The following is a 26,388-nucleotide window of genomic DNA, read 5'->3' as shown; positions in this document are numbered from 1 at the left end:
CTGTACTTTAGGCTTAACGTTTAATTACCTTATGCCGTTTACTAGATAAAGTTCCTACCTCGAGCGCGAGCTGACGTATAATGCTGAGCGTTTTCAACGAACCGGTTTCGGCCGGTAAATACCTCATGAGGAAGTGTTTTGGAATCGCTTCCTCGTCCGCTAAAACAATAACAACCCATTGATCAACAGGGGAAATTGCCATGACAATGCGACACCAGCTATTCAGGTTGAAATACCTTTCTTCCGTTACGTTAACGGCCGCGGCTTGCCTATTGCCCGGGCTACAGCCGGCCGGTGCCGCGCCGGGCCCGATTTATGCGGAGCAGGGCGAGCAGTGGACCGCGGCGGCGCGCCAGCAATATTATTCCCAGGATCAGGGCTCCAGAGTCATGCCGCTACAGTGGTTCCAGGCGCTGAAACAGCCGAACGGCAAGCCGTTTCTAGAGGACAGCCTGTCCCGCTACGGGTATTTGCCGAATCCCGTCGGCAAGGTCAAGGGGTTGCCTGTCGGTTTCACGACCAACGGCAGCGCGGTCGGGATGACCTGTTCCGCCTGCCATACCCGGGAAATCGAGGTGGACGGCCAAGCCTACCGGATCGACGGCGGACCGGCGATCACCGACTTTCAAAGTTTCGCGGCCGATCTGGACAGCGCGGTCGGGCACACATTGGATGATCAGAAGGCCTTTGATGACTTCGCTGCGGCGGTATTGGGCGGCATTCCCTCGTCCGACCAAAAATCGAAACTACGGCAGGAAGTCGAGACCTGGTATCTGCCTTATCACACGATCATGAGTATCGCGCTGCCGAAAGACAAGCCCTGGGGACCGGCACGCCTCGATGCGGTCACGATGATCCTGAACCGGCTGACCGGGCTGGACATCGGTACTTCGCCGGATCATATCATCCGCTCGAATATCCGGCTGGCCGACACCCCGGTGCGCTATCCGTTTGTCTGGAATGCCCCGATTCAGGACAAGACCCAATGGCCGGGTTTTGCGGACAACGGCAACGCGTTACTGGGGTTATCGCGCAATTACGGCGAAGTTCTTGGCGTGTTTGCGGATTTCTACCCTCAAAAAGCGCCCTGGCGGATTCTCGGCTACGATTATCTGGCGCATAATTCGGCCAATTTCGAGGGGCTCAGAGCAGTCGAGAATCTGGTCAAGAAAATCGGCCCGCCGGAATGGCCCTGGAAAGCGGGCAAGTGGGCGGTCGATGCAAAACTGGCCGCTCAAGGCAAGCGGATTTACGAAAGTAAAACCAAGACCGAAAGCGGCGGCTGCGCGGCCTGTCACGGCATTCGCGACGGCGTTCCGCGCGCTTTAAATAAAACCTGGGCGACGCCGCTGTGTTACGTCGGCACCGACGCGAAAGAGTTCGACTTGTTTGCGTTGACCGTCGATACCGGCGTATTGGCCGGGGCGAAGATTCCGTTTCTCGAACAGCCGCTGAAGGCACAAGGCGAAAATGCGGTCAAGGTCTTGAGTCTGGTCGGTATGGGAACGCTCCTACAGTACACCTCGTCGCCGAAAGCGTTCGATTTGGAATTGAAGGCGCAAACCAAGCTCGGACTGGTCGAGCGTCTGGCAGGCGACGTCAAGAACGGCAAACTTAAGGAAATTACCGACCAGCTGCGGAAAAAACAAGGGGACATGGTCACTCCGGAAAACGCGGTATTGAAAGGTATGTATCATTCGACGCCTAGGGCTGCCAAGGCTCCAACCGACGGTTACCGCTGCAAGGATAAATTCACCGCTCCGAATCCGGCGATTGCCTACGAATCGCGTGTCCTGGAGGGCATCTGGGCAACGGCGCCTTACCTGCACAACGGCGCGGTGCCGACGCTGGCGGCACTGCTGGAACCGGTCGAAAATCGCCCTGCCGAGTTCAAAATCGGCCCGGCCTACGATCCTGAAAAAATCGGGCTGGCGGTCGAGCAAAGCAAATTCGATTATGTGCTGAAGACGACCGATTGCGAAGGCGGCCACGCCAAATCCGGCAACAGCCGCTGCGGTCATGAGTTCGGCACGAAGCTGTCGGAAGAGGAAAAAGCCGCGTTGCTGGAATACCTGAAAATTCTGTAAGGGAAGTCGGCGGGCTGCTTGCAGAAGCCGGCAGACGAGGTTCCCGTGCTCTGCGCGGGGACCTCGGCAGGGGATTAATTTATAAAGCTTCAGAACCGATCTGATAGTTTCACATATCAGTTTCAAGTGGTCTCGACAATGACGGTTTCAGCTCGGGCAAAAGTCGACAGATGAAAAGAAAATGCCGATGGCAACTGTCCAGCCACAAGCAAGCGTAGGATGTGATGAGTTTACGAATCGCCCCTCTCCCTCTCGCGAACGATACGATGCACGTTGTTTACCGTATCCTGCGCGCTCTGAAAATGGAAACTCTATTGACCAATGAACTGCGTAAGTCCGGACTCTGCAGCGCGAGACAACAGTGGCAGCAACGGCTGACCATGCGCGATCTCAAGGAATTGACGATATGTCGGGAAATATGATGCACCGGATCAAGTCGAGCGAAACTGGCAACGGGATTACTGCCAATCGGCAAAATGTGGTCCTGGCGGGCGCTAAATACGACGCTGAACTGAAACAGTTTAACAAGGGCTTGAGAACCATGACCGAAGTGCTTGAAACCTTGAAACCCTGAGGTTCGATAGTCACGATGATCCCGAAAACCATTAACAATGCACAACCGACTTCAGCCATGTCGGCTATCGGTCGCACGTTATGTTTATTGCGGCGGATTCAAACGCTGCGTTGCGGACCCCGCAGCCCTGCATTCACCGCGAAAATATGCCCAAGCCTCACAACGCTGCCCTGACTCCGGATCGACACAGACCGTACCGGTAGGAACGCCATTGCTTAGTACCGGCTCTGTCCGCCAACCGTCGGCTATGCATTTGGCCACCGCCGGATTAGGCAGTTTGATGTTCTGCCCATGTTCTGGCTGCGTAGCAGCCGATGCACAAGCACCAAGCAAAAGACTCATCGCACCGGCTGCTAACCGCAATTCGTATGAATATCCTCTTTGCATCGTCTGTTCCTTATTGAGACGGCACTGCCGGCATGGGTAATAATTCCCTTACAGGAAACACGACTCTATCGTGGGCATGCAGTGTCTTATGGAATTTTCGACTTTGATCATGATTCGGCAGGCCTTCAATCGGCTCGTCCGCTTGATCCAAAAATTCCAGCGTACGTCCACCGCTCAGATTGTCACTGATACGGACTTGGCGTACCTTGATGCCTTTTTCAGGAAGCCGTTTTCCGTTGTAGGCAACAGAGCGCCGCTCAGTGCCGTTGCCGGCGCTGTATGAAGAGGTATTCGCAGACTTCGATGCCTGAGCTGTAGCACTTATGTTCGACTGCCCCCCGAAACCGATGGTGATATAACCCCAAGAAAAAGATTCATTGTTCAACTCATTGGATTCGGCAATTTGGTCTTTGCTGTCTGCATTGAGGATCATGTAGTAAACGCCGGCTGGTATCGGACGCGAAAGAGTATCGCGATACAAATTGAATGTTGCCGAAGAGACGGAATCCCTGTAGACCCAGGCCCCCACGTCCAGTGAGAAAGGTACCGATTCCTCGAATAGGATATAGGCGTTTGCGGGAGTATCGAAGGGCGACAACATCAAACCGAGATGCCAGCCAGCCGGCGCAGTTTGAGCGCCTATGTTATAGATACTATAAGTTAGATTGCCCACTCCCGTGAAATCATTCCAGTCGGCATACCAAGCTTCGACAACTAAGTCGGGCTGATTGTCGCTCAGCGTGACAGCGCCAGTACTCAGCGAGATATTATTTGATTCATCCGACTCCGCCACCCTATCCAAATCATCAACCGCAAGGGCCATGAAATAATTGCCCGGTTCTATGGTTTGTGGAATCTGGAAAGGTATTCCGGTACCTCCGTTAATACTGCGAAAGGCGCCGTCACCCGTCCCCATTGCAAAAGGTATTTCTTCGTAAACGACGTAAGTATCGCTGGCGTTGATGGTCGCATCCTTGGATAGCAGAAGACTGACCGTTACGCCGCTAGGAGCGTCTCCCTGTCCTGAATTGATGACCTGCCACTCCAATTGGCCATTTCCGCCGATACTGAAATCGAGGTTCGCATTCCAACTTTGCACTTGCAGGTCCGGTAGGTTACCGGGTGGCGGCGGCGGTGGCGGCGGGTCCGGATTGACCGGTACATCGGTATTCAGGCCATCTTCCAATGTCCAGGCCTGGAAAACTACTTTCGGAGCCATATCATAGGGTAACCAGAAAAAGCCATTGTCTCCCCATTGTGTGCCCCATGAGTTAATCACGCGCAATGCGCCACCGGAGGGATGGTTATTATCATAGCCAACGGCGGTGACCGCATGCCGGCCATGCTGGCCGGTATTACTGCCGGCCGTGGAGTTATACACGGAATTAGTCCCTTTCAATTGATAGAACTGGTCGAACACCTCGATACCGAGCACCACGGGCTTTCTTTGCGCCAGCGCTCCTTTGATATCACTGATGCCGTTTAGTGTGCTACGTCGAACGGCTTTGAATTTAGCCGCCTCGTTGCGGGCCGTCTGATTAGGCTGGGTAGTGAAATCCCGGTCGGAATAAGGCATAGAGGCCAATGTCGCAGCGCCTTGATTGATTATCAAATCCAACGCATCGTAAATTTGCGAACCGCCGTCCTGGCCGCCGTTGATCTGATTGTAGACATAAGCCGGGCTGAATAACCGGGAAGGCGTATTGAGCGCCCAACCCATTTCAACACCTTCCTGGTAGCTCTTCAGCGCGTAAGTCGTGGCCCAGCCTACACAGCTGCCTTGCTGCCCCTGGTCGCCGGGGGTAGGAAAATTCGAGCTGAGATCCACCAACGGGGGTTCGGTAGGAGACGTCCCAGGCGAGCCGAATAGATTTGAGGCCAGACGCGCGCGATCAAAATTGGCATAAAGACTGGGGTCGATCTCTTTGCCGCCGGTACCTTTATCTCCGGTATCAGGCTCCACAAATATTTGTATCTGCGCCTCGGGACTGAATAAATTGCCATCCGTGACCCGGTAAGATAGCGTAATCTGGCCTTCAAACCCAGGAGTAAAGCTCATGTACAGTTTGCCGGTATCCGCATTGACATAGGCAAGCGTGTAACCCGTCCCATTGGAAGGCGAAACCAATTCATAGGTCAACGTGTCATTATCAGGATCACTGCCGTTCAATTGCAGATCCAGATACGGCAGGGCAGGATCGGCGGTTTGGCTCAGAGCAGCCGCACTAGGCGGCTGATTGCCGGGTGGAAGAATCTGCACGGTTGCAGTGGCAGTATTGTTTAAAGGAGTGGCGTCGCGCTGACCGAATTTGACCGTGGCGCTATTACTCAACTGACCTATCTGCGTTGGCGTCACCAGAATTGACCAGACTACATTTCCGCCCGGTGGAATCCGCTTGGCTTTACAGGTGAGCTTGTTTTTGCGCTGCGCTTTCTTGTTAGCGAACTTACAATCAGACGACGCAGATTTGAATGTCACATCCAGTGGCAGTTGATCAGTTAGAACTACATTCTTCACATCTTCCTGACCGGCATTAGTCGCAACTAAGGTAAATGTCAAATCCCCGTTCACGATAACCGAATCAGGCGTAGCGGTTACGGCTAAGGACAAATCGCGCTTAGGCGCAGCCTGTGCCGTACTGCTTCCCAGCAATAAAATTGAAATTCCCAGCCCTAAAAGTCCCTGGGCTAACGAAATAATGCTTTTGAACGGGCGTAATCGCTCAATTCGCTCGCATTTCAGTGTATAGGGTGAAACATTATCAAACATTGCGAGGCCCTTTCAAAAATGAGAATTTAAGCTTCCGGGCTTAATCAGTGATCGGCATTCTAAAGCTCAGCAATAAACAGAGTCAAGCGATACGGGGTTTTAACAGCAATTCTAAGTTTGAATTTTTGTAAATATTCAGCCTCTTTAAAATCTCAAGTTTTTAAAGCAGGTCGGTACTACAGGATAAAATCAGTCAACTTGCCTTCGAAAAGCAGGGTGAGAGCCTGAATCGTCGAGACCTGGTTTTTGCGGCAAGTCGACGAATAGCTACAGACACCGCAAAAGATGTCGGGTCTTGTGGCGAGTGGAAGCAACCGGAGATTTTCTGCTGCAGCTTGGTCAGAGGGTGCGGAGGGCACAGAGGGGGAAGGTGTCAGGCCTTGCAATCAGACATTTTTGAGTGAAGTTTTATGGAGCGCTCTGCTGACAGCGGAAATGCCCCGCGAAAGCATCGGCAATTTGCTGCATCGTATAATCATTAGTTCCGCTTTGAATAGACTTTGTATTTTTCAGACAACTTGTTGATTATAAATGTAGATATTGTTATTGATCTTATCCTGAACGGGCGACAAGCCAATACCGGCGCGGACAAAACTCTGATAATGTACGGGCTCGCTCTTTACCTGAGCCAAATTGACTCACTAGCCAATTGACTTCCAAACATTTCAACGGTGTCGACGCCTAGGGCTGCCAAGGCTCCAACCGACGGTTACCGCTGCAAGGATAAATTCACCGCTCCGAATCCGGCGATTGCCTACGAATCGCGTGTCCTGGAGGGCATCTGGGCAACGGCGCCTTACCTGCACAACGGCGCGGTGCCGACGCTGGCGGCACTGCTGGAACCGGTCGAAAATCGCCCTGCCGAGTTCAAAATCGGCCCGGCCTACGATCCTGAAAAAATCGGGCTGGCGGTCGAGCAAAGCAAATTCGATTATGTGCTGAAGACGACCGATTGCGAAGGCGGCCACGCCAAATCCGGCAACAGCCGCTGCGGTCATGAGTTCGGCACGAAGCTGTCGGAAGAGGAAAAAGCCGCGTTGCTGGAATACCTGAAAATTCTGTAAGGGAAGTCGGCGGGCTGCTTGCAGAAGCCGGCAGACGAGGTTCCCGTGCTATTTGTTCAGTCTGTATTGAGCCGAAACCTCATAAATCCTTTTTCGCAACCGATTGATACCGCCGATCGGCTGGTGTTCGGGCAGGGCGTGCCATGGAGTAAACGCTAATCGTTCGCAACGGTCGATCGTTTCGGGATTGTCGATCTCCTGCGGTGAAGGGATCGTAATCGTGGCCACTTCGACGAACGGATGGACTTTTTCATCCCATATCGTTGTTGCATCCTCGATATCCGCTTTAGTTACGTCTTTTCTGACTTGTACGAGAAAATCGAAAACGATCGGCTCGTTTCCTTTCAGGGATTCGATGAGCGAATTGTGGAGATAATTATCCGCCGACGGCTGCGGAACTTTGATCGGCGGTATTTCGATACGAGGGCGGGCGGAAAACTTCATGACACGGTCGGGCCCGAAAAGAAACGGTGCGGCACTGAAATAAGAAATGCCCAATGGATTGGCGATCGGCGTGGTTTGGATCGACTGTACGATTCTGAAGGTTGGCAGGATGGGCTGAATGTCGTCGGATTCGATCATTTCCTCTTCCATATATTTCATGATTGCTTTTTTCTCGATATCGCCCAATGTCGGATCCCTGAGGCGGAGCGGGGGGAAATAAACCTTCGGCCTGTCATTTTGCATGTTCGGAATCCGATGCAGCCGATGAAAATCTTCGATATTCGCAAACGCAAAATTCGGCTGATTGATCATCAAAAAATCCTGGTTATGCCCTCCTTGATCTTTGCTCAATACGTTTTCCCTGACATTGAACATTTTGATCGCCATGCCGCTGCTTCCGTATTTTCCGGATTTGTCGATATCGGGATTTACCAGGTTGGACGCATTGGAAAACCGGATGATGGATTCATAGCGTTTTCCGGGCTTGTCGAACAAACCGACCCGATATTCCTTCGGCAGCTCAGGATCGATTTGGAAGACTGCCTTCACACAGCCGTGCGATTTGGGATCAACGCCTCGGAGCACCCGGATAGACTCCATATAATCTTCGCTCAGAAACTTCCGTTGTTCCTCGGTAAGCGGATAACGTCTTTTAAGAAGTTTCACCAGAATATCCGCAATCTCGTCAATCAGACGGTTTTCCAGATCGGGATCGGGTATGTGCTCGAAAGGGGGGGGCGGAATTTTTAGGAAGTTTAGGCATGGCAGCTCCCCAAGTGAAGTTTTTGAAAAAATTCGCACACAGTCTACAATCCTAAGTTATTCGACAATTTCAATTTTTTGCCCTTTACTCCTTCGATTAAGATAGCTCCATTCATAAATCATGCCTATACACGGGACGTTGCAGAGGGCGCCAGGAATAGAGTCTTCGGAAGGCCAATCGGTGTAGATTAATTCTTATTATGCCGATAATTAAAATTTTAAATGCTTCAATTAAAAAAACAAGCGTCATATATCATTCAATTTTTGATGATATCAATAAAAAATTAAAATTACATTAAGCGATTACCATTTTTAGATGTGAAAATTGCATTAGCTCTCTCTTGTTGAAATTCCTAAGTATTTATTTTTCAATTAACTTTTTTATATGAGAAATATATAATCTAGCGTTTATAATCAGGGATAAGCGTCTAACATCATGATTGAAGCATTCCAGTTGAAGCCTGTCCTCAACGAGGGGCTGCAGATTAGGCTTTCCAAAAAGAAGCGTCCTGGTTTTATGCTTGATTTCGATGAAATCGGCTTGGCCGGTATTTCGGGAAAACGATATGTTGTCCGCCCGAAAAGCTGTGGGTGTTGAGGGCAAGCGTTCCGCTCCGGCTTTAAGGGAAAACTCCTTGCGATGTATAGATTTAAATCGCTTACCCTTGGGCAACCAGGGCTGATGAAGGCCGCGAACCGCATATTCTGCCGCTAATCGCGAGTTTCGGATTAGTCCTTATTCTTTTTTATTCATGAGTTTAAAATAAACATTTAAAGCTTGTGTTCTCTTTGTGTTCTCTTTTCGGGGCGGATTTGATATTCTGTCTCCGGTATTAGCAAGGAGGGTCACAGGATGAATGAATTAAGCCGGCGGCAACGGGAAATCTTCGATTTTTTATGCGAAAACTATGCTAACTTCGCCTATCCGCCGACGCTCGAAGAATTATGCGCCGCACTGGGCATGGCATCGCGCGGATCGCTTCATAAGCATGTGTCGGCTTTGATCGATGCCGGGTTAGTAGAGCCTTTTCAAGGCAATAAACAGGGCGGCGTCAGATTGACTGAGTTTGCGTTGCGTTTATCGCGGCCCCATCATGTGCACAGTCTACCGTTAATGGGAAAGATTGCCGCCGGCAGGCCGATCGAAGCGGTCGAAAACATTCAATACATGACAGTACCGGAGGCACTGCAATCCGACAAGCCCTGCTATGTCTTGCAAATCAAGGGCGATTCGATGATCGAGGCCGGTATTTTCGACGGCGACTGGGTGGTGGTCGAGCAGCGCAGTTATGCCGACAACGGGGAGATTGTCGTCGCTCTGATCGATCAGGCGGAAGCGACATTGAAATATATCCAACAGAATCAGGACAGCGTCATGCTGATTCCGGCCAATGCCGGTATGCAGGCGATGATTTACCGGCCGGACCAGATTGCCATTCAGGGCGTCGTAGTCGGCCAAATGCGGAGTTACCGTTCTTTTAAGTAATTAATCCGAGGAGAACTACTATGCAAAGAAAATATCACATGCACGATCAAGTGAAGAATAAAGTCAAATCCGTGATGACGCACTATGATCGGCCATGGATGGATTTTTGGCTGTGCAAATTGGGTCTGATGGGAGGATGTTTTATGATGGGCGTCTATTGGCAGCACGTGGCGGCGTTGTTCAGATAGGTTGTCGTCCGGCCTGTTTCGAAGCAAGCCCTTCGATAAATTCGGGGGAAGTCGTGTCCAAGCCTTGTTCGGTCGGTTTTCGGCACCGATTCCTCGAAATAACAGGTTATATAAGCAATGGATAGTCGTTTTCGGGGGTTGAAAAAGTTTTCAGCTTTTTTTACGTAATAAAGGACAAGGACTGGGAAGCGGATAAACACGCAGCAGTTTGCTCCGGTTTTCGAGGCAGCCGGCTATTGCGCACTTTCCCGGCCGGGCAGGAAATGTATAATGGACAGTTTAAGTTTGAGCGTTATCTTTGACGCCTTGTTTCTGCTTCTGGCTGCGAACGGTGCCCCGGTATTACTGAGTGCATTAGCAGGTCCTTATGCTATGAAGCCGATAGACGGAGGTCTTCGGTTAAGCGACGGTAATCCTTTATTTGGGGCGGCGAAAACATGGCGCGGCCTATTCGCCGCCTGTGCGGCAACGCCTGTGGCTGCTTATGTGTTGGGGCATGGTCCGCTTACCGGTCTATTCGTCGCGGCCGGTACCCTGTGTGGCGATTTGCTGGCCAGTTTTTGCAAAAGGCGGTTAGGTATGGAGGAGGGCCGCCATGTGCGCGGCCTCGATACGGTGCCCGAGTCGCTTTTTCCGCTGTTAATGGTAAAATCGAGCCTGGGCATCGGCTGGCTTGAAATCGTTATTTCAGTGGGTGCTTTTTATTTGATTGAAGAATGGCTTTCGCCTGTTTTGGTCAAATGGCGTTTGCGTAAACATCCGTAGTTCTTCCGCGGTGCGGGGAGTATGAATAAACCGGGCCTGAAGGTCTTAACTTACAATATCCATAAGGGCTTTAATCCGGGCAATCGGCGCTTCGTTCTGCATCAGATGAAAGAAGCCTTGGAAGAGGCGGGAGCCGACCTGCTGTTTCTGCAGGAAATGCAGGGAGAGCACCATCTTCATGCGCTGGAAGTCGAAAATTGGCCGGCGATTTCGCAATTCGAGTTTATCGCCGAAGGCGTATGGCCGTTTTATATTTACGGCAAGAATGCGGTGTACAAGACTGGCCACCACGGCAACGCGATTTTGAGCCGTTTTCCGTTCGTCAGCTGGGAAAACATCAATGTTTCGCCGTTTCCCTGGGCCAGCCGGAGCATGCTGCATGGCGTGATCCGTATGCCGGACACGGATAAGGAGGTGCATATCGTGTGCATACATTTCGGATTGACCAGCCGCGAGCGGCGCGCGCAGCTTGACCGGTTGAGCGAGCGAATCGATCAACACGTGCCGCATCACGCGCCGCTGATCGTCGCAGGCGACTTCAACGACTGGCTTAGCCAGGCGGAACGGCATTTTGAACGGCACCTCGGGCTGAAAGAGGTTTTTCATGTGACGCATGGCGACTATGCGCGGACCTTTCCCTGTTGGATGCCGCTTTTACCGATGGACCGGATTTATTTCCGCGGATTGACTCCGGTCGGGTGCGAGCGGCTGGCGGGCGCGCCATGGCGCAGGCTTTCCGATCATGCCCCGTTGGCGGCGTCGTTTAGCTTATGAACGGCAATCAACCTTTTTTCCGGTCCTTATGGACTCTCCCCAATCTGCTGACCTGTTTCCGCTTTGTTGCGGCGCCCGGTTTACTGGCCTTTGCCTGGTTCGGCCATGACCGGGCTTTCATGGGTCTTCTGGCGCTGGTTTTTCTGAGCGACGTACTGGACGGGTTTGCGGCCCGCCTAACCGGGCAGGTGACCGAATTCGGCGCCACGCTCGACAGTTTTGCCGATTTGCTGACCTATATGACGATCGCGGTCTGTAGCTTCTGGCTATGGCCCGATCTGGTCATGCGCGAATGGCTGTATGTCCTGATGATCGTCGGCAGTTGCATCGCCCCGCCTGCGGCCGGCATGATCAAGTTCGGCAGACTCACCAGTTACCATACCTGGCTGGTCAAAGTGGCCGCGGTAGTGGTCGGCGTTTCTCTGTTCATTCTGTTTTTGGGCGGCATCGTCTGGCCGCTCAGGATCGCGGCTTTCGTCTCGCTGACTGCGGCACTTGAGGAAATCACCATTACTTTATTATTGCCGTCGCCTGAATCGAATGTGCGTTCGCTTTGGAATGTGCTGCAAAAACGCCAGTCCTGACCTTGGATGCGGAAATTATTCGCTTCCGGCTCTCCAATATTTTTTATTCAGTTCCCGATACGTTTTTACGGTGAGGCCGTGTTCGGACAGATCGGCCAGAATGGCCCCGCTGTCGGCGCTCTTCAGCCATTTTGCCCCGATTTTTTCGTAGCGCGCGAGTACGCCGGCATGGGGATGGCCGAATTGGTTCCGGTAGCCGGCAGGAATTAGGACATATCGAGGTTTTACAGTCTCTAAAAATGCCTGGGTCGAAGACGTCTTGCTGCCGTGATGGGGGGCGACCAGGATATCTGCGCGTAAAGCAGGCCCGTAGCGGTGGATCAGCCAGGATTCTGCGACGGCTTCGATATCGCCGGTCAATAGAATTGCGCCGTTTCGGGAGCGGATTTTCAACACGCAGGAATTATTGTTATCGGTTGCCGGGTCGATTTGTTCGGGAGCAAGCATCGTAAAATCCACATCATCCCATCGCCAGGTTTGTCCTGCTTTGCATAGGGTAGGCGCATATTCGGCCAGGACTTCCGGCGCGCTGGTTAGGAGGCGTGCGACAGGCAGCCCGTGCAAAATCGAGCGCGCGCCGCCGATATGATCGTTATCGCCGTGGCTGACGATCAGTGTGTCGATCTTGTCGGCGCCCCGGCTGTGCAGATAAGGCAGTACCACGTTGCGTCCCATATCGCTCTCGGGCGAAAACTGCGGGCCGGTGTCGTACACCAGCCAGTGGCCGGCGGTTTGTATACCCACCGCAAGCCCCTGGCCGACATCGAGCAGGGCCATCCTGATTTCACCGGCCGCCGGCCGGTCGGAGGCAGTGAAAATTAGCGGCGCTATCATTAGCACGCCCAGCCAGCGCGAAGGCGTTCCGAACGGCGCGAGCAGCCAAAAGGCGCCCGGTATCGCAGTCAGTAGCGCCCAGTAGGGAGGCGCGGAATGGCTGATGGTTGCGGCCGGAATCTGCGTCATTAAATCGAGCAGCCACATCAAGCCCCGCAAGATATAGTCGGCCGGCAACAGCAATAGGCCGGCGAGAGCCGGGGACAGCGGCAGGAGCAACAGGCCGAGGAGCGCCAAAGGCAAAACGGCCAGGCTGATCACCGGCACGGCCAGAAGATTCGCGAAGGGCGCGATAAAAGTGATTTGCTGGAAAAAAAACAACAGGAAAGGCGCAAGCCCGAGCGATGTGACTCCATGTAATTTGACCGCCGTGCCGAACGGTTTCGGTTTGGCCAGGCGGCCCGCGACCGTAAACAGGATCAGTCCGACCGCAAAGAATGAGAGCCAGAAGCCGGTCGACAAGACCGCGAGAGGATCGAGGATCAGTACGCCGAGTAAAGCGGCGGCAAGGGTGTCGCTAGGCCGGCTGTTCCTCTGGCCGATCACCGCCGTCATCGCGATGGTCAGCATGATCAGCGCACGTTGCGCCGGGACCGCAAAACCGGTGAGAAACGTATAAAACACGGCCGCAATCAGCGCTACGAACGCCGCGATTCTTGGCGGCGGCCAGCGTAACACGCCGGTCCGAGCCCAGCCCTTGAGCGTCAGAAAATAGACAAAGCCCGCGATCAGTCCGATGTGCGAACCGGAGATCACGATCAGGTGGGTCGTTCCGGTTTTTCTGAAAATATCCCATTGCGCTTGCGTAATCCGGCTGCCATCGCCGATCATGAGTGCCCGGAGCAGCGCGAGGCTGGGCGAGCCTGTCAAGAGTTCGCTCAGCCGGTCGGCGATCATTTGCCTTAAGCCGGATATATGGGTATAGCCGGCTTCTTTGATCAACACGGGCGGTGGGCCGGTTCGCACGTAACCGGTGGCGCCGATGCCTTCGGTAAACAGCCAGCGCTGGTAGTCGAACCCGCCCGGATTGACGGTGCCGTGCGGGCGTTTCAGCTTGACCGTAAAAGTCCAGGTTTGTCCGGCTTTCACCGGGCGATCCGGTCGATACCAGGTGAGCCGGATCCGCGAAGGGAATTCCGACGCCGGCTCGGCGATCGCGAAATCGAAGCGTAAGTTTTTATCCCCTGCGTCAGGCAGGTTGGCGATCCGTCCGGTGATTCTCAGATCGGTGCCTTCCAGCGCCTGAGGCAGCCGGTCGTGTAAACGGATCAGCGCAAAACCGGTTCCCCAGAACACCCCTAACAGGATAAATGCTACAGCCCAATGGCGCCGCCATAACGCAAAGCCGAATACGGGCACGAGGAACAAGAGATAGCCTGCCCGGGTCATATCGGGGAACTGTTGAATCAGCATAACCCCTATCAAATAGCTGATCGCCGCGATGATCATAAGGCTGTCGGCAATATTTTTTTAGCGCAATTAAAAAACTGTTACACTTAAGTCACGCTTGACAGAGGCCTTTTCCGCCCTGCACGGGCGCTCTCAGGCATCAGCGGCATTCTCTAGGCATTATGGCAAAACAATTGGTAAAACGGCTTCTGGACAGGCTCGTTCCCGATCACGACGTGATCAAGCGACATAAGCACTTGCAGTTTTTGGGCGACAGTTTGCACGAACCGAATCTGTGGCATTTGAACAGGCACTCGGTCGCGAAGGCTTTTGCGATTGGCCTGTTTTGCGCCTGGATTCCGCTGCCCACGCAAATGGTATTTGCTGCGGTCGCCGCCATTTATTTCCGTTCGAATATCCCTTTATCGGTGGCGTTGGTCTGGCTGACCAATCCGATAACGATGCCGCCTTTGTTTTATTTTGCCTACCGGGTCGGGCTGTTGTTCATGAATACCCCGGCCACCGAGCAAAGCGCCGATTTTTCGGTCGGCAATATGCTCTCCGAATTGGGAGAGGTCTGGCAGCCGTTTCTGTTGGGCTGCCTGATACTGGGGGTGATTTCTTCAGCCGCCGGCTATTTCGGCATTCAATATTTTTGGCGGGCGCACATTACCAAAAAATGGGCCGAGAGGAAAAAAAGGTCCGATAGAATCCGGCCGTTCCAATGTACTTACTGGCGCAAGTCATAGAAAGGGCAGAGCTGCAAAAGGTTTTGCCTAATCGCCGTAGTTCCTACCGGATAAAATAAGCGGCTAAAGTTCTGCGGCATGATCTCCCTCTTCCGGCTGGGGAAGAGGAAATCAGCGGCGTGACCGTTTTAAGGATTTTGTTCCAAATAATTTCCCGAAATCGGTAGGCTACAGATCGGCCGAAATAAGCGCTCACCTCCCCCTTTGAAAAAGGGGGATCAAAGGGGATTTGTTCAATAAATCTTCCCTAACCCCGCTTTTTCAAAGAGGAGGGGCTGAACGCATATGCGCTGAAAAGCTACGCAATGTGAACATATTAAAACCGGGAAGTTATTTCCGTCCAAATCCTAAGAAACGATCAAACCGTCTTCCATGTGCAGTACTCGGCCGATTCTCGAAGCCAGCTCATGGTCGTGCGTAACGACTAGGAAGCTGACGTTCATTTCCTGATTTAATTCCAGCATCAATTCGTAAACCTGATGGGCGGTTTTGCTGTCCAGGTTGCCGGTCGGTTCGTCCGCCATGACCAGTGCGGGCTTGTTGATCAAGGCTCTGGCGATGGCGGCACGCTGCCTTTCGCCGCCCGACAATTCGCTGGGCTTGTGCTCGATCCGGTGGCCGAGCCCGACGCGCCTGATCAGTTCCACGGCGCTTTCGGACGCTTCCTTGACCGTTTTTCCGCCGATCAACTGCGGCATCGCGACGTTTTCCAGGACGGTGAATTCGCCCAGCAGGTGATGGGACTGGTAGACGAAGCCGAGCGCGCGGTTTCTAAGCTTTGCCAGGCCCGAGGAGCCGATTTTGTTGATGTCGATATTGTCCAGCACAACTTGGCCGCCGCTGGGCTTTTCGAGTCCGCCCAACAGATGCAGCAACGTGCTCTTGCCGGACCCCGAAGCCCCCATGATGGCGACGCGTTCACCCACGCCGATCTTCAAATCCACGCCGCGCAGGACTTCGACGTCCAGCTCGCCCTGCGTGTAGCGCTTGGTCAATTGCCGGCATTCGAGTATTGCAGTGTTATTCATAGCGCAAGACCTCCGCAGGGTTGACTTTGGCGGCCTGCCAGGCGGGATACAGCGTGGCGAGCAGGGAAAGCAGAAAAGCCATTCCAGCGATCGCGTACACGTCGGTTAGCACCAGTTTGGAGGGCAATTCGCTGATGTAATACACGTCGGCCGGGAGAAAATTGACCTGAAAAAAGGTCTCGATTTTACGCACGATAGTGCTAGCATTCAAGGCTAATGTAATGCCGCCGATTGTTCCGAGAGCCGTGCCGGTCACCCCGATGATCGTACCGAGCACCACAAAGATGCCCATCACTGCGCGCGAAGTCAGACCTTGGGTTTTCAGGATCGCGATGTCGCCGCGCTTGTCGGTGACCACCATCACCAGCGTCGAGACGATATTGAAGGCGGCGACCGCGACGATCAGCAACAGAATGATGAACATCACCCGTTTTTCGGTCTGCACCGCGCGGAAGAAGTTGCTGTGGGCCTGCGTCCAGTCGCTGACCACGTACTCGCCGTAGAAATTGGACGCCAGTTCGCGGGTAATCCGGGGCGCATTGAAGATTTCGTCAAGTTTGATGCGGAGGCCCGAAACCGCTGAATCCATTCGATACAGTTTGGCCGCATCGTCGAGATGGATCAACGCCATGTTGCGGTCGTACTCGTACATGCCGACCTTGAAGAGGCCGGTGACGGTGAAGCGGCGCATGCGCGGCAATATGCCTGCCGGCGTCGAATTGATCTGCGGACTGATCACGGTGATCTTGTCGCCGACGATCACGCCGAGATAATTGGCCAGTTCCGCGCCGAGTACGATGTTGTAGCTGCCCGCAGTCAAATCCGCCAGGCGTCCCGATACCATGTTTGCGCCGACCTTGGAAACCTTGTTTTCATAATCGGGCAGGATGCCGTTCAGCATCGTGCCGCTGACGCGGCGGTCGGCGTTGATCATCACCTGACCGCTGATAAACGGAGCAGCGCCTTCGACGTGCGGTTGATTCTTGATTTTCGTCTCCGCTTCCGGCCAATTGTCGAGTTGGCCGTTCAGTCCGGTGACCGTGGCATGCGAGGTCATGCCGAGGATTCGTTCGCGCAGTTCGGCTTCGAAGCCGTTCATCACCGACAGTACGGTAATCAGCGCGGTGACTCCGAGCGCAATCCCGAAAACGGACGTCAGCGTAATGAAGGAAATGAATTGCGTTCGGCGTTTGGCGCGCGTGTAGCGCAAGCCGATATAAAATATCAGTGGTTTAAACATGAAGTTGGGCGAGAGATGGGAAAGTCAGGATTTTTTGCAGTTCGGGCAATAACCGTACAAGTAGAGGCCGTGGTCGGTCAGCTTGTAACCCATCTGTTCGGCAATTTCTTTTTGGCGGTTTTCGATTACCTCGTCGGAAAATTCATCGACTTTGCCGCATTTGATGCACATGATATGGTCGTGATGGTCGCCGCTGGCCAGTTCGAAGACCGAGTTGCCGCCTTCGAAATGGTGGCGGGTGACAAGGCCCGCCGCTTCGAACTGGGTTAACACGCGGTAAACGGTAGCCAGGCCGATTTCCTCATCCTCGCTGAGCAAGATTTTATAGACCTGTTCCGCGGTCAAATGGCGGTCATTTACTTGATTTTCCAGAATTTGGAGTATTTTGACCCGAGGCAGGGTAACCTTCAGGCCGGCGTCTCTTAAATCTTTCGATTCCACTAATTATCTCCGATAGAGCCGAGATCAGCTGTTTTTTCCATTGCAATAGGCCATTGTAGCCTTTTTTGACCGTGAATGGGATGAGAAGTTGAAGACGATGAGGCCTTATTAATGAAGGCGAATAGGATTATTTTTTGACATCAGGTATGATGCAGCATTTTCTATGATACCCGAGATTCATGCGTAAGCCTTTACTTTATTTTACGCTGCTGGCCGGAATGGCGGTTGCTTCCTGTTCGACGGTTTTAAATAATCTGCCCGGCGTCTACAGGGTCGATGTGCAACAGGGCAACATTGTGGATCAGTCGATGGTAGACCAGCTCAGGCCCGGTATGAGCAAGCGCCAAGTGCTTTATATCATGGGGTCGCCTATGCTGAAGGAATCTTTTCGCGAGAATCGATGGGAATATCTTTACTCGAATCAGCCCGGCGGCGAAGCGCGGCAGCAGAAGAGACTCATCTTGATTTTTGATGGTGACAACATAGTCGGTTTGCAAGGCGACTTCAAACCGAGCAAATTGCCGGTCCTCAAATCTTCCCCCGATGCTACCGTGGAGGTGCCGAAACGGAATCTCGACGAAAGCTTATGGGGAACAATCAAGGGATGGTTTGGTACGGATAAGTCTGACGCCGCATCGCAGCAGGAAAACGAGAAGGAGAAAGCGCCCGGACCGGAGAGTGGGCCCGCGGAGGAATCGAAAAGTTTATGGGAAAGTTTGACCGGCTGGATGAATTCGGATGAAGCCGATAAACCGCAGAAAAGCGAAGGGCAGGGCGTTACACCGGATGACGCGGAAAGCGCAGACGACGGCGTTTCTACTGATCGGCCGAACCGGAATGTTGAAAAGATGGAGGCCCCTTGACCTTAATGTTTTCGCTCTAAAATAGATAAATAAGCTTTAATTCGGGGTTGAGTCTTAGAAATACCTTTTATTCGGCTGGATGGTCTGCATGTCAAGGCAGTTTGCAGAGGTAAAAGATTGTAATGCCGCAGAACCGGGTAGAACAGCCTGGCATGATGTCGTATGCCGGTTTGCTCCGGACTGTCGTCCATAGAGGGCAAGGGTATGGTGAAACGCCGAGGATAGGCAAAACTTCAAAGAAATATAAAAAATAGATGAAAGTTAATCAAATGAGATCTGGTCCGTTTTTAATTACTCGTATATTGGGTTCGGTAGCGCTATTTTTAATATTTGCGAGCTTGGGAGGCGACCTGATGCAATTCTTTCAAGGGAGCGATAATGATTACGTTAAAACATTGTTTCCGCTTTTCGATCTCGACGAAGAATACAATGTGCCTACTTATTTCTCTGTCATGCTAATGATTTTTGCGGCGCTGCTTCTTGCTGCGATCGCCATTCTGGCCGGCAAGCGGCAGCATTCCGATATTTCCAAATGGGCATTGCTTGCGGCGGGCTTCCTCTGCATGGCGTATGACGAGGTTTTCATGGTCCATGAGAGATTGATTCACCCTATTAGAGCTATTTGGGGAAAATCTTCCCTTGGAATTTTCTATTATGCCTGGGTGATCCCCGGAGTCGCGCTGGTCTTTTTTCTGGGCTTGTTTTTTTTGAAGTTTTTATTGCGTCTCCCCAAGTCAACCCGATTCACGTTTATAGCGGCGGCTTCTTTATATCTCGGAGGCAGTATCGGTTTTGAATTCATTGGAGGCTGGTACGCGGAACTGAACGGTACTGCCGGCCTGACTTATAATGCGATTACAACCCTTGAGGAAAGTCTCGAAATGGCGGGGCTGATTGTTTTTATCGACGCGCTTTTGGCCTATCTCGTCGGCAATTTCGGGGAAATCAAATTTCGGCCTTTGAGGTGGAGCGAAGAAAAGCCGAATTTTGATCCGGGCGTTTCCGTCTGATCGCGAAAGTGAAAACGAAGCGCTTCCTCCCTAATTTTCCTGCCCGATGAGGATTTTCATAAAAGCCGGGATCTGAGGTAATCGAGCCCAATGCAATCATCGATGTTAATGCCAGTCTAATCGGTTGGTTGCCATAAAAAGGAGGAATGATCATGCCGAATCCTATCCCGACGATTAGCCCGGTGATCGAGCATCAGGGCGTTAGCGTGCCGACTTTTCTTTACGGGACGGCCTGGAAAGAAAATGCAACCGAGCAGCTGGTCGCTTTGGCGCTCGAATCCGGTTTCCTGGGGATCGATACGGCGAATCAGCGTCGCCATTATTTCGAAGAGGGCGTCGGTGAAGCGGTCGGTCGGGCATTGGCCTCAGGGAAACTGCAGCGCACCGGTCTGTTCCTGCAGAGTAAATTCACCTATGTTTCGAGCCAGGATCATCGGTTGCCTTACGATCCGCAGGCCAGTTACGCGGTGCAGGTCGAGCAATCCTTGCAGAGTTCGCTTGTGCACCTGCATACCGAGTATCTGGATTCCTACCTGCTGCATGGCCCGGCTTCAGGCCGAGGTTTGACCCCGGCCGATTGGGAAGCCTGGGGCGCGATGGAAAACCTGCAGGAAGCCGGCCGGGTCAGGCTGATCGGTGTCTCCAACTTTTCGCTCGAGCAACTGCAACTGCTGCTCAAGAACGCCGATATCAAACCTGCATTCGTACAAAACCGCTGCTTTGCACGCATGGGATGGGATGCGGAAATCCGGGCGTTGTGCCGCGCGCACGGCATCATTTATCAAGGTTTTTCCCTCTTGACCGCGAACCTGACTGCGTTAGGGCGCCGCGAAATGCGGGAAATCGCCGAACGCCATGGCTGTACGGTCGAACAGGCGGTGTTCCGGTTTGCACTGCAGCTCGGGATGATCCCGCTGACCGGTACCGCCGACCCGCAGCACATGATAGAAGATCTGGCAGTCTACCGGCTTGAGCTTGCCGACGAAGAAATCGAGCTGATTAAGCATATTGCGTTTTAGAACAGGATGAGCGGCGTTTACCTTTTGACCGCCCGCTGCCTTCTGGCCTCCTTCGGGTCGTGTCGGAGCGGCCGGTAGATTTCGATTCGGTCGGCGGTCTTGAGCTCCTGATCGAGAGGGCAAGCTTTGCCGAAGATGCCGACCGGATTGACGGCCAAATCGATTTCAGGAAAGTGGATCAACAGTCCCGAAGCCTCGATCGCTTCCTCCACCGTCGTGCCGGCGGGCAATTTCAGGGTCACCAGGGTCTGGACATCGCGAGTCGCGTACGCGACTTCTACGGTTACCACTTTATTCTGCCCATTAGGAGCACTATGCATAGACTGCCTTAGCGCGTTCGGTGAACGAAGTAACCATCGTGTTGCAGATCTGGTTGAACACGGTGCCGAAGGCCAGGCTGGCCAGCACGCCGGGCATTTCGAACTCCAGATCGAGCGAGATTTTACTGGCATCCTCGCGGAGCGGCATGAAGTTCCAGACGCCTTCCAGGTAAGTGAAAGGACCTTCCAGCAGCGAAACGGTGATTTTGCCGCCGGGATCGATCTTGTTTCTGGTCGAAAATGATTTTTTGAAACCGCCTTTCGAAATGGTCAGTTCGGCTTCGACGATGTCGCCTTCGCGCTTCAGGATCCGGCTGTCCGAGCACCAGGGCAGGAATTTCGGATACGATTCGATGTCGTTGACCAGATCGAACATCTGCTTGGCGGAAAATCTGACCAGCGCGCTTTTCTGCACAACGGTCATTTTTAAAGCACTCCTACCACATGCAGAAATACGAGGAATACCGCCAGCGGGGCGACATAACGGACCAGCAGCATCCACAGCTTGAACCCTAGCGGCTGGCCCAGGTTCAGTTCCTGTTCGCTATGCTGATGGTGCATGATCCAGCCGCAAAATACCGCGATGCAGAAGCCGCCAACGGGCAGCATCAGGTTGGCGGTCAGATAATCGATCAGGTCGAAAAACGTCCGTTCGAACAGTTTCACGTCCGACCAGATATTGAAGGAAAACACGGTCCCGAGCCCTAATGCCCAGGCTACAAGGCCCGCCTGGGTACAGGCTTTCTCGCGGCTGTAGCCCTTGCTCTCGACCAGCCAGGCGACTGCAGGTTCGATCAGCGCGATGGAGGAGGTGAGTGCGGCGATCGCCAGCACGATAAAAAACAGGACCCCGAAAAACCAGCCGCCGGTCATCGAGCCGAACGCGATCGGCAAGGTTTTGAAGATCAGGCCCGGGCCGGAGTCCGGATGCAGGCCGTGCGTAAAGACGAGCGGAAAAATGATCAGGCCGGCGAGCAGTGCGACAAAGGTGTCCGCCGTCGCGATAATGATCGAGGTCTTCGCGATCGAAACATCGGAAGATAAATACGAGCCGTACACCATTACCGAGCCCATGCCGAGGCTCAGCGTGAAAAACGCCTGGCCCATCGCGGTCAATACCGAATCGCCGGTCAGCTTGCTGAAGTCCGGCTTGAACAGGAAGTTGAAGCCGTCGAAATAGCCGCTGGTGGTCATTGCATAGCCCAGCAGCAGGATCATCAGGCCGAACAGGCTCGGCATCAGGTAGCGTACGGCCTGTTCCAGCCCGTTGTTCACGCCGCGCACCACGATCATCAGCGTGGCGGTCATGAACAGCGAATGCCAGAACGTCAGGCGCAGCGGATTCGAGACGAAATCGTCGAAAATGGCTTTGATCACGGCGGGGTCGGCGTCGAAAAAGCTGCCGGTAAACGCTTTCAGCACATAAGCGGTGGACCAGCCGGCGATCACGCTGTAATAAGACAGAATCATCACCCCCGCCGCAACCCCCATCCAGCCCAGGTAATGCCAGTTCTTATCCGCCCCGGCTTCCTCGGTCAGGATTTCCATCGTGTTGATCGGATCCTGGCGAGTGCGCCGGCCGAGCATCGTTTCGGCCATCATCAGCGGAATTCCGATCAGCGCGACGCACAGCAGGTACACCAGGACGAATGCCCCGCCGCCGTTCGCGCCGGTAATATACGGGAATTTCCAGATATTGCCGAGGCCGACCGCCGAACCGGTGGCCGCTAGGATGAAAGCAAAGCGCGACGACCATTCGCCGTGAATCGTTTTTTTCACATTCGCCATGAGGGATGCCTATCAGAAGCTATATAAAAAACACTGGATCGAGTTTAATCGAGTAAAATAACAAATTTATTGTTTTACGTCAGTCGAAAATTACAGTTCGTCCCTCATGGCCGATAAAAAATCCAAAAAGAACAAGAACCAGCAGAATTCCACGATCGCGGTCAACCGGCAGGCGACCCATGAATATTTCATCGAAGAACGCTACGAGGCGGGGCTGGTGCTGGAAGGATGGGAGGTTAAAAGCCTGCGCGACGGCAAGGTGCAATTGAAGGAAAGCTATGTGAGCATCAAGCGCGGCGAAGCGTGGCTAGCCGGCGCGCATATTTCGCCGCTGTTGTCCGCTTCGACCCACATCAAGCCCGAAGCGGTGCGCGCCAAAAAACTGCTGCTGAACCGGCACGAGTTGAATAAGTTGATCGGCTCCGTCGAGCGCAAGGGTTACACGATAATTCCGCTCTCGCTGTACTGGAAGCACGGCCGCGCCAAGCTCGAAATCGGTCTTGCGAAAGGCAAGCAATTGCACGACAAGCGCGCCAGTGCGAAAGACCGGGATTGGCAGCGCGAAAAAGCCCGGATCATGAAGCACGGTTGACGGCTGGGCGGCTGTCGGCATCGCTTTTGAAATTAAACCCATCCTATCTTGAACCTTCATCTCGACTTTTCCGATGTCCCTTGCCAAATTTCTAGAAAAAGTTAGAAAAAACGAACCGGTCAGCTTTCAGGACACGATTTCGATCATTAGCGAGCACTACGATTATCACCCGGTCGAATTCAGCAACGGCCTGGGCGGGCAGCGCCTGGTCAATTCGGCGGGAGTCAACGAAGGATCCTGCAAGATTTTCGCCTTTGCACTGCTGCACGATCTGGATAAACGGCAAACCTTGAGTTTATTCGGCGATTTTTACCGGCAGGATGTTCTGGGAGATCCTGAAGGCAAAAGCCATCAAAATATCCGCAATTTCGTAAAATACGGTTGGGAAGGGATACAGTTCGAAGAAATGCCTCTGGAAGAAAAATAACTCGGACGGCTTGGCCTTATCTTTCGGCCGTTTAAGGCATCGGGAAATGTGCTCCGGTGTCTTCCGGCTCTTGACCGTGAAGGGTGCGTAAGAACCGAACCTTCTACTCATCATAAATAGCCTTTCATGCCGCAAGGCCGACCTGAAAGGCAAACTCCAGTCGACGAAAATTGGCAGAAAATCATCGCCTTCTGCTGCTTGTTATCCCGTCTCCGGTCCGAGATCCGTCTTCCGGTATGACTGGGCCATAGGGCGGCCATCTGTGTACGGCCTCAGAAGCCCCAGGTTTAACTTTCATTCCTCTTCCGCTATCGCTTCCTGAGGATCTCTTCCTCCGGTTGTTTCCGCACCCCTCCTGGCGAGCTGCTTTTTCCAGATAAGTCCTCGGAATAAGAACGAGGTCTGCAGCGACCTTGGCTCTGAATCTTCTTTTATTTTCTCTGGACTGATCTTTCGGGTTCGTCTTCCGCTTTATCTATTAATCCGCGCTATTTGTCATACTTGTCTTTTTGTAAAGTAAATGTTGTACTTAGTTGTGCATAATGATAAATTTTTGCGTTGCAACGAATGTTGCAGGGGCCTTTTCAATAAAAACCTGATGAACGGCCACTCGTTGGATTGCTTGAAGAAAACCGTTATCGGATAAGTGGGCGGTCAGAAGTGGTCCATTGAAGGAAAGTCGCAGTATTCGATTTTTTTGAGATAAAAGGTTTTTATGCGCCATTTCATCGCTCCCTTAAGTGTGAAGGGTCCTGAAAAAGTTGACAAAGCAGCTTCCTAGAATGTCTTTGTATAAATATTGTATAACTTTTTATTTGACGCAAGAGATGAAAATTGTTAAATTGCAAGCACGCTCACGCCTCATCAATGAGGGCGGTCGGCAATAAATAAACTAATTTATCAAAGTGTTGTCGAATTCAAATGGGGAAACAAAATCGAGTAGCCGCTCTTGATTTTCAGCATATTGAATAATTATTGTAAAGGTTTTTAATCAATATGCTTTTGTATTTTAAGGGTTACGAGCGGTTAACAGCGGACGGCTTTCGGCGCTTCAAAAAGGATGTTTTTTATTTTTGAGGATATTGCGAGCGTTGATTTCAGTAGTATTTTGGGGAGGATAGGCAAATGGCTGTCACGATATCGGAAGGATATTTTTCGGAATTGCGGGAGGAGATTGATCAGAAAACCGTCAGCCCTGAGTTTGAAGGGACGGCGGAAAGGCCGGAAAGCCCCGTCTTCAATACGGGGGAATCGAATATGCTGATTGCAAGGGAGCTGAAAATCCGCAAAGCCGAGTTGGTCGATGCGCTGGTTTGTTCCTTGCTGACTCCGTTGTGGCTGCTTAATGAATATGAACGGCAGCTCGACAAAGAACCCCAGGAACTCGACGACGAACCGAAGCTATCCTCCGAATTGGAGTCGTCCCTTGCTGTCATTCATCAGTCTTATCAGCGGTTCATTCAGGGAGGCGCAGATCCCCGGGCGCAGGAACTGCAGCAGGCTTTGCAATGGTTTCCCTTTTCATTCAAAGATCTGACGCAACTCGTCGATTTACACTGCTATGCGGCTCTGCAAGCAACGGAAGACGGTGTCGGGAAGCGAAAGCTTGGCGCGCGCCTGAGACAGCGCAACGTCAAGCAGAGCAGGAAGGATTTCGATGCGATTCTCGAACTTGACCGTCAGCATTTCGGAGAGCGGGAATGGCTTTTTCCCGAAAACAAAGACCGCTATGAATACCTTCATGGCCTGTTTGCAAAGGAACGCCTCTGGCTTGTATCGCGCCAGCAGCTGGTAACCGCAAATTCCGGGCTGGTTTTGTATATTGCGAATCAGTATAAAGGCGGTTTTCTGGATTTTGATGATCTGGTCCAGGAGGGGCAGACCGGTTTACTGAAAGCCGCAGACCGTTACGATTACCGGCTTGGATTCAAGTTCTCGACTTACGCGGGTTACTGGATCAGACAGGCGATTTCCAGGGCGCTGTCCCGTTGTGAACGGGTGGTCCGGATTCCGTGCGGGCAAATCGGCGTGATCAACAAGTTTTTTCGGGATCGCGAGCAGCTCATTTTGCGTCTCGGGAAGGAGCCTTCCCTGCAGGATCTGGCCGAGCATACCGGCCTGTCGCTTGAAGAAATCAACAAGATTCTCGCGATTTCGCAGGCGGCGGTGCCTATCGAGGCATCCTCGGAAGATGACGAAGATACCTATGCCCCCATTGATTTTCTCGAACAGCAGGTTTTTTCCACCCCGTTTGGCGTGCTTGCGCAATCCGATCTTGAACAGTTGATTGAACAAGCGTTCAGGATTTTGAGTCCGAGAGAGGCAAAGATCATCAGCCAACATTTCGGAATCGATACCGAACGGGAGAAGACTTTAAAGGAAATCGGGGCGGAATTGAATCTGACCCGGGAGCGGGTCAGGCAAATCGAGATGGCGGCATTGAATAAAATCAAATCCCATTATGGAAGGCAACTAGGCAATTTTCTGTAAAATATTCCTGCGGATCTTGAAAAAAACAAGGCCGTGCTTAATTAATTGATTAAAATAATAAGTTATTCGTCGCCTTTAGGGTCTTACCGTGGCGGCTTCGGAATCGGACTCCGGCATGTAGAACTTGAAAATCAGAAAGGGTCAGGAGAGATAAAAATGAAATCCAATTTATATAACTTGCTGTTCTGGTCGATCCTGATCACCGGCTTGATATTGGTATTCAATCGCTTCAGCGCGCCGCCGCCGGCAATGGACGGCATCGCTTATTCGGATTTCCTCGCCAAGGTCAAGGCGAAGCAGGTCACGCGCGTCG

Annotated in this window: 28 protein-coding genes; 18 read left to right on the top strand and 10 right to left on the bottom strand. The window is 52.6% G+C overall.

Translation table 11 applies throughout. The annotated features are described in order from the left end of the window. Positions 1-200 precede the first annotated feature (200 nt). From JJL52_RS20190 to JJL52_RS20180, 3 genes are all read left to right on the top strand, one after another. Complete coding sequence (locus JJL52_RS20190; RefSeq protein ID WP_202054325.1) at positions 201-2,087, top strand: di-heme-cytochrome C peroxidase; 1,887 nt, start codon at positions 201-203, stop codon at positions 2,085-2,087. Positions 2,088-2,311: 224 nt separating this feature from the next. Next, complete coding sequence (locus JJL52_RS20185; RefSeq protein ID WP_202054324.1) at positions 2,312-2,509, top strand: hypothetical protein; 198 nt, start codon at positions 2,312-2,314, stop codon at positions 2,507-2,509. Continuing rightward, complete coding sequence (locus tag JJL52_RS20180; protein WP_202054323.1) at positions 2,494-2,661, top strand: hypothetical protein; 168 nt, start codon at positions 2,494-2,496, stop codon at positions 2,659-2,661. The genes JJL52_RS20185 and JJL52_RS20180 overlap by 16 nt, the downstream gene beginning before the upstream one ends. A gap of 397 nt (positions 2,662-3,058) precedes the next feature. Here JJL52_RS20180 and JJL52_RS20175 read toward each other — a convergent pair whose 3' ends face one another. Beyond that, the gene (locus JJL52_RS20175; protein WP_202054322.1) at positions 3,059-5,818 is read right to left on the bottom strand and encodes a C1 family peptidase; all 2,760 of its coding nucleotides are present in this window, start codon (positions 5,816-5,818) and stop codon (positions 3,059-3,061) included. 671 nt (positions 5,819-6,489) lie between these two features. Between JJL52_RS20175 and JJL52_RS20170 the strand changes: the two genes are divergently transcribed. Next, positions 6,490-6,882, top strand: a complete 393-nt coding sequence (locus tag JJL52_RS20170) for a c-type cytochrome (protein ID WP_202054321.1) — start codon at positions 6,490-6,492, stop codon at positions 6,880-6,882. A 48-nt stretch (positions 6,883-6,930) separates the two neighbouring features. On the opposite strand, the gene JJL52_RS20165 is transcribed toward JJL52_RS20170, so the two are convergent. After that, positions 6,931-7,992 carry a catalase family protein gene (locus JJL52_RS20165; protein ID WP_202054320.1) on the bottom strand — a complete coding sequence of 354 codons (1,062 nt, stop codon included), beginning with the start codon at positions 7,990-7,992 and terminating at the stop codon, positions 6,931-6,933. A 532-nt stretch (positions 7,993-8,524) separates the two neighbouring features. Here JJL52_RS20165 and JJL52_RS20160 point away from each other — a divergent pair. The 6 genes from JJL52_RS20160 to JJL52_RS20135 all read left to right on the top strand — a co-directional run bounded on the left by JJL52_RS20160 (position 8,525) and on the right by JJL52_RS20135 (position 11,885). After that, entirely contained in the window at positions 8,525-8,686 is a 162-nt protein-coding gene (locus JJL52_RS20160) for a hypothetical protein (protein WP_202054319.1), read from the top strand. A 255-nt stretch (positions 8,687-8,941) separates the two neighbouring features. Continuing rightward, entirely contained in the window at positions 8,942-9,574 is a 633-nt protein-coding gene (lexA, locus tag JJL52_RS20155; protein ID WP_202054318.1) for a transcriptional repressor LexA, read from the top strand. A 20-nt stretch (positions 9,575-9,594) separates the two neighbouring features. Beyond that, entirely contained in the window at positions 9,595-9,762 is a 168-nt protein-coding gene (locus tag JJL52_RS20150) for a hypothetical protein (RefSeq protein WP_202054317.1), read from the top strand. A gap of 270 nt (positions 9,763-10,032) precedes the next feature. After that, positions 10,033-10,527: a CDP-archaeol synthase gene (locus JJL52_RS20145; RefSeq protein ID WP_202054316.1), complete on the top strand. Its 495-nt coding sequence runs from the start codon at positions 10,033-10,035 to the stop codon at positions 10,525-10,527. A gap of 21 nt (positions 10,528-10,548) precedes the next feature. Beyond that, complete coding sequence (locus JJL52_RS20140; protein ID WP_202054315.1) at positions 10,549-11,301, top strand: endonuclease/exonuclease/phosphatase family protein; 753 nt, start codon at positions 10,549-10,551, stop codon at positions 11,299-11,301. After that, positions 11,298-11,885, top strand: coding sequence for a CDP-alcohol phosphatidyltransferase family protein (locus tag JJL52_RS20135; RefSeq protein WP_202054314.1), 588 nt, complete (start codon positions 11,298-11,300; stop codon positions 11,883-11,885). Before JJL52_RS20140 ends, JJL52_RS20135 begins: the two co-directional genes overlap by 4 nt. 15 nt (positions 11,886-11,900) lie before the next feature. On the opposite strand, the gene JJL52_RS20130 is transcribed toward JJL52_RS20135, so the two are convergent. Then, entirely contained in the window at positions 11,901-14,132 is a 2,232-nt protein-coding gene (locus JJL52_RS20130; RefSeq protein WP_236994394.1) for a DNA internalization-related competence protein ComEC/Rec2, read from the bottom strand. Between the two features lie 158 nt (positions 14,133-14,290). On the opposite strand from JJL52_RS20130, the gene JJL52_RS20125 reads away from it, so the two are divergent. Continuing rightward, on the top strand, positions 14,291-14,857 hold the full coding sequence (locus tag JJL52_RS20125; RefSeq protein ID WP_202054312.1) for a DUF2062 domain-containing protein: 567 nt from the start codon (positions 14,291-14,293) through the stop codon (positions 14,855-14,857). 347 nt (positions 14,858-15,204) lie between these two features. On the opposite strand, the gene lolD is transcribed toward JJL52_RS20125, so the two are convergent. From lolD to fur, 3 genes are read right to left on the bottom strand one after another with little or no spacing between them, the layout of a single operon-like run. Then, positions 15,205-15,885 (bottom strand): lipoprotein-releasing ABC transporter ATP-binding protein LolD, encoded by a 681-nt coding sequence (lolD, locus tag JJL52_RS20120; protein ID WP_202054311.1) that lies wholly within the window; start codon positions 15,883-15,885, stop codon positions 15,205-15,207. Beyond that, positions 15,878-17,125 (bottom strand): lipoprotein-releasing ABC transporter permease subunit, encoded by a 1,248-nt coding sequence (locus tag JJL52_RS20115; RefSeq protein ID WP_202054310.1) that lies wholly within the window; start codon positions 17,123-17,125, stop codon positions 15,878-15,880. The genes lolD and JJL52_RS20115 overlap by 8 nt, the downstream gene beginning before the upstream one ends. Positions 17,126-17,149: 24 nt before the next feature. Continuing rightward, positions 17,150-17,566, bottom strand: a complete 417-nt coding sequence (gene fur / locus JJL52_RS20110) for a ferric iron uptake transcriptional regulator (protein WP_202054309.1) — start codon at positions 17,564-17,566, stop codon at positions 17,150-17,152. A gap of 218 nt (positions 17,567-17,784) precedes the next feature. On the opposite strand from fur, the gene JJL52_RS20105 reads away from it, so the two are divergent. The 3 genes from JJL52_RS20105 (at position 17,785) to JJL52_RS20095 (ending at position 20,458) form a co-directional block, all read left to right on the top strand. After that, positions 17,785-18,429: an outer membrane protein assembly factor BamE gene (locus JJL52_RS20105; RefSeq protein ID WP_236994393.1), complete on the top strand. Its 645-nt coding sequence runs from the start codon at positions 17,785-17,787 to the stop codon at positions 18,427-18,429. Positions 18,430-18,683: 254 nt separating this feature from the next. Continuing rightward, positions 18,684-19,439, top strand: a complete 756-nt coding sequence (locus JJL52_RS20100) for a DUF8692 domain-containing protein (protein WP_202054308.1) — start codon at positions 18,684-18,686, stop codon at positions 19,437-19,439. Between the two features lie 152 nt (positions 19,440-19,591). Further along, on the top strand, positions 19,592-20,458 hold the full coding sequence (locus JJL52_RS20095; RefSeq protein ID WP_202054307.1) for an aldo/keto reductase family protein: 867 nt from the start codon (positions 19,592-19,594) through the stop codon (positions 20,456-20,458). A 17-nt stretch (positions 20,459-20,475) separates the two neighbouring features. On the opposite strand, the gene JJL52_RS20090 is transcribed toward JJL52_RS20095, so the two are convergent. Genes JJL52_RS20090 through JJL52_RS20080 form a run of 3 tightly spaced genes read right to left on the bottom strand, consistent with a single transcriptional unit; the run spans position 20,476 to position 22,566 of the window. After that, positions 20,476-20,778 carry an RnfH family protein gene (locus JJL52_RS20090; RefSeq protein WP_202054306.1) on the bottom strand — a complete coding sequence of 101 codons (303 nt, stop codon included), beginning with the start codon at positions 20,776-20,778 and terminating at the stop codon, positions 20,476-20,478. Beyond that, positions 20,771-21,202, bottom strand: coding sequence for a type II toxin-antitoxin system RatA family toxin (locus JJL52_RS20085; protein WP_202054305.1), 432 nt, complete (start codon positions 21,200-21,202; stop codon positions 20,771-20,773). The genes JJL52_RS20090 and JJL52_RS20085 overlap by 8 nt, the downstream gene beginning before the upstream one ends. Before the next feature lie 2 nt (positions 21,203-21,204). Beyond that, positions 21,205-22,566: a sodium-dependent transporter gene (locus tag JJL52_RS20080; protein WP_202054304.1), complete on the bottom strand. Its 1,362-nt coding sequence runs from the start codon at positions 22,564-22,566 to the stop codon at positions 21,205-21,207. A gap of 106 nt (positions 22,567-22,672) precedes the next feature. On the opposite strand from JJL52_RS20080, the gene smpB reads away from it, so the two are divergent. Together smpB and JJL52_RS20070 are read left to right on the top strand one after the other, a co-directional pair. Then, entirely contained in the window at positions 22,673-23,158 is a 486-nt protein-coding gene (gene smpB / locus JJL52_RS20075) for an SsrA-binding protein SmpB (protein WP_202054303.1), read from the top strand. Between the two features lie 73 nt (positions 23,159-23,231). After that, the gene (locus JJL52_RS20070) at positions 23,232-23,585 is read left to right on the top strand and encodes a HopJ type III effector protein (protein WP_202054302.1); all 354 of its coding nucleotides are present in this window, start codon (positions 23,232-23,234) and stop codon (positions 23,583-23,585) included. A gap of 529 nt (positions 23,586-24,114) precedes the next feature. Here the strand turns inward: JJL52_RS20070 and JJL52_RS20065 are convergent. Then, entirely contained in the window at positions 24,115-24,309 is a 195-nt protein-coding gene (locus JJL52_RS20065; RefSeq protein WP_202054301.1) for a hypothetical protein, read from the bottom strand. Between the two features lie 401 nt (positions 24,310-24,710). Between JJL52_RS20065 and JJL52_RS20060 the strand changes: the two genes are divergently transcribed. Together JJL52_RS20060 and JJL52_RS21685 are read left to right on the top strand one after the other, a co-directional pair. Next, positions 24,711-26,075 (top strand): sigma-70 family RNA polymerase sigma factor, encoded by a 1,365-nt coding sequence (locus tag JJL52_RS20060; protein ID WP_202054300.1) that lies wholly within the window; start codon positions 24,711-24,713, stop codon positions 26,073-26,075. Positions 26,076-26,231: 156 nt separating this feature from the next. Then, a partial coding sequence (locus JJL52_RS21685) for an ATP-dependent metallopeptidase FtsH/Yme1/Tma family protein (RefSeq protein WP_202054299.1) occupies positions 26,232-26,388 on the top strand: 157 nt, incomplete at its 3' end.

This window comes from Candidatus Methylomicrobium oryzae, from assembly GCF_016745425.1.
GTDB classification, from domain to species: Bacteria; Pseudomonadota; Gammaproteobacteria; order Methylococcales; family Methylomonadaceae; genus Methylomicrobium; species Methylomicrobium oryzae.
This window is presented reverse-complemented; position numbering and strand designations above follow the sequence as displayed.

Coding starts and splice junctions, on each gene's coding strand:
- JJL52_RS20100 (WP_202054308.1), top strand. CDS start 18,684: ATGAAAGTTAATCAAATGAGATCTGGTCCGTTTTTAATTACTCGTATA.
- JJL52_RS20180 (WP_202054323.1), top strand. CDS start 2,494: ATGTCGGGAAATATGATGCACCGGATCAAGTCGAGCGAAACTGGCAAC.
- JJL52_RS20115 (WP_202054310.1), bottom strand. CDS start 17,125: ATGTTTAAACCACTGATATTTTATATCGGCTTGCGCTACACGCGCGCC.
- JJL52_RS20185 (WP_202054324.1), top strand. CDS start 2,312: ATGAGTTTACGAATCGCCCCTCTCCCTCTCGCGAACGATACGATGCAC.
- JJL52_RS20070 (WP_202054302.1), top strand. CDS start 23,232: ATGTCCCTTGCCAAATTTCTAGAAAAAGTTAGAAAAAACGAACCGGTC.
- JJL52_RS20095 (WP_202054307.1), top strand. CDS start 19,592: ATGCCGAATCCTATCCCGACGATTAGCCCGGTGATCGAGCATCAGGGC.
- JJL52_RS20090 (WP_202054306.1), bottom strand. CDS start 20,778: ATGCATAGTGCTCCTAATGGGCAGAATAAAGTGGTAACCGTAGAAGTC.
- smpB (WP_202054303.1), top strand. CDS start 22,673: ATGGCCGATAAAAAATCCAAAAAGAACAAGAACCAGCAGAATTCCACG.
- JJL52_RS20060 (WP_202054300.1), top strand. CDS start 24,711: ATGGCTGTCACGATATCGGAAGGATATTTTTCGGAATTGCGGGAGGAG.
- JJL52_RS20065 (WP_202054301.1), bottom strand. CDS start 24,309: ATGGCGCATAAAAACCTTTTATCTCAAAAAAATCGAATACTGCGACTT.
- JJL52_RS20160 (WP_202054319.1), top strand. CDS start 8,525: ATGATTGAAGCATTCCAGTTGAAGCCTGTCCTCAACGAGGGGCTGCAG.
- lolD (WP_202054311.1), bottom strand. CDS start 15,885: ATGAATAACACTGCAATACTCGAATGCCGGCAATTGACCAAGCGCTAC.
- lexA (WP_202054318.1), top strand. CDS start 8,942: ATGAATGAATTAAGCCGGCGGCAACGGGAAATCTTCGATTTTTTATGC.
- JJL52_RS20145 (WP_202054316.1), top strand. CDS start 10,033: ATGGACAGTTTAAGTTTGAGCGTTATCTTTGACGCCTTGTTTCTGCTT.
- JJL52_RS20085 (WP_202054305.1), bottom strand. CDS start 21,202: ATGACCGTTGTGCAGAAAAGCGCGCTGGTCAGATTTTCCGCCAAGCAG.
- JJL52_RS20125 (WP_202054312.1), top strand. CDS start 14,291: ATGGCAAAACAATTGGTAAAACGGCTTCTGGACAGGCTCGTTCCCGAT.
- JJL52_RS20135 (WP_202054314.1), top strand. CDS start 11,298: ATGAACGGCAATCAACCTTTTTTCCGGTCCTTATGGACTCTCCCCAAT.
- JJL52_RS20190 (WP_202054325.1), top strand. CDS start 201: ATGACAATGCGACACCAGCTATTCAGGTTGAAATACCTTTCTTCCGTT.
- JJL52_RS20140 (WP_202054315.1), top strand. CDS start 10,549: ATGAATAAACCGGGCCTGAAGGTCTTAACTTACAATATCCATAAGGGC.
- JJL52_RS20105 (WP_236994393.1), top strand. CDS start 17,785: ATGGCGGTTGCTTCCTGTTCGACGGTTTTAAATAATCTGCCCGGCGTC.
- JJL52_RS20080 (WP_202054304.1), bottom strand. CDS start 22,566: ATGGCGAATGTGAAAAAAACGATTCACGGCGAATGGTCGTCGCGCTTT.
- JJL52_RS20130 (WP_236994394.1), bottom strand. CDS start 14,132: ATGCTGATTCAACAGTTCCCCGATATGACCCGGGCAGGCTATCTCTTG.
- JJL52_RS20175 (WP_202054322.1), bottom strand. CDS start 5,818: ATGTTTGATAATGTTTCACCCTATACACTGAAATGCGAGCGAATTGAG.
- JJL52_RS20150 (WP_202054317.1), top strand. CDS start 9,595: ATGCAAAGAAAATATCACATGCACGATCAAGTGAAGAATAAAGTCAAA.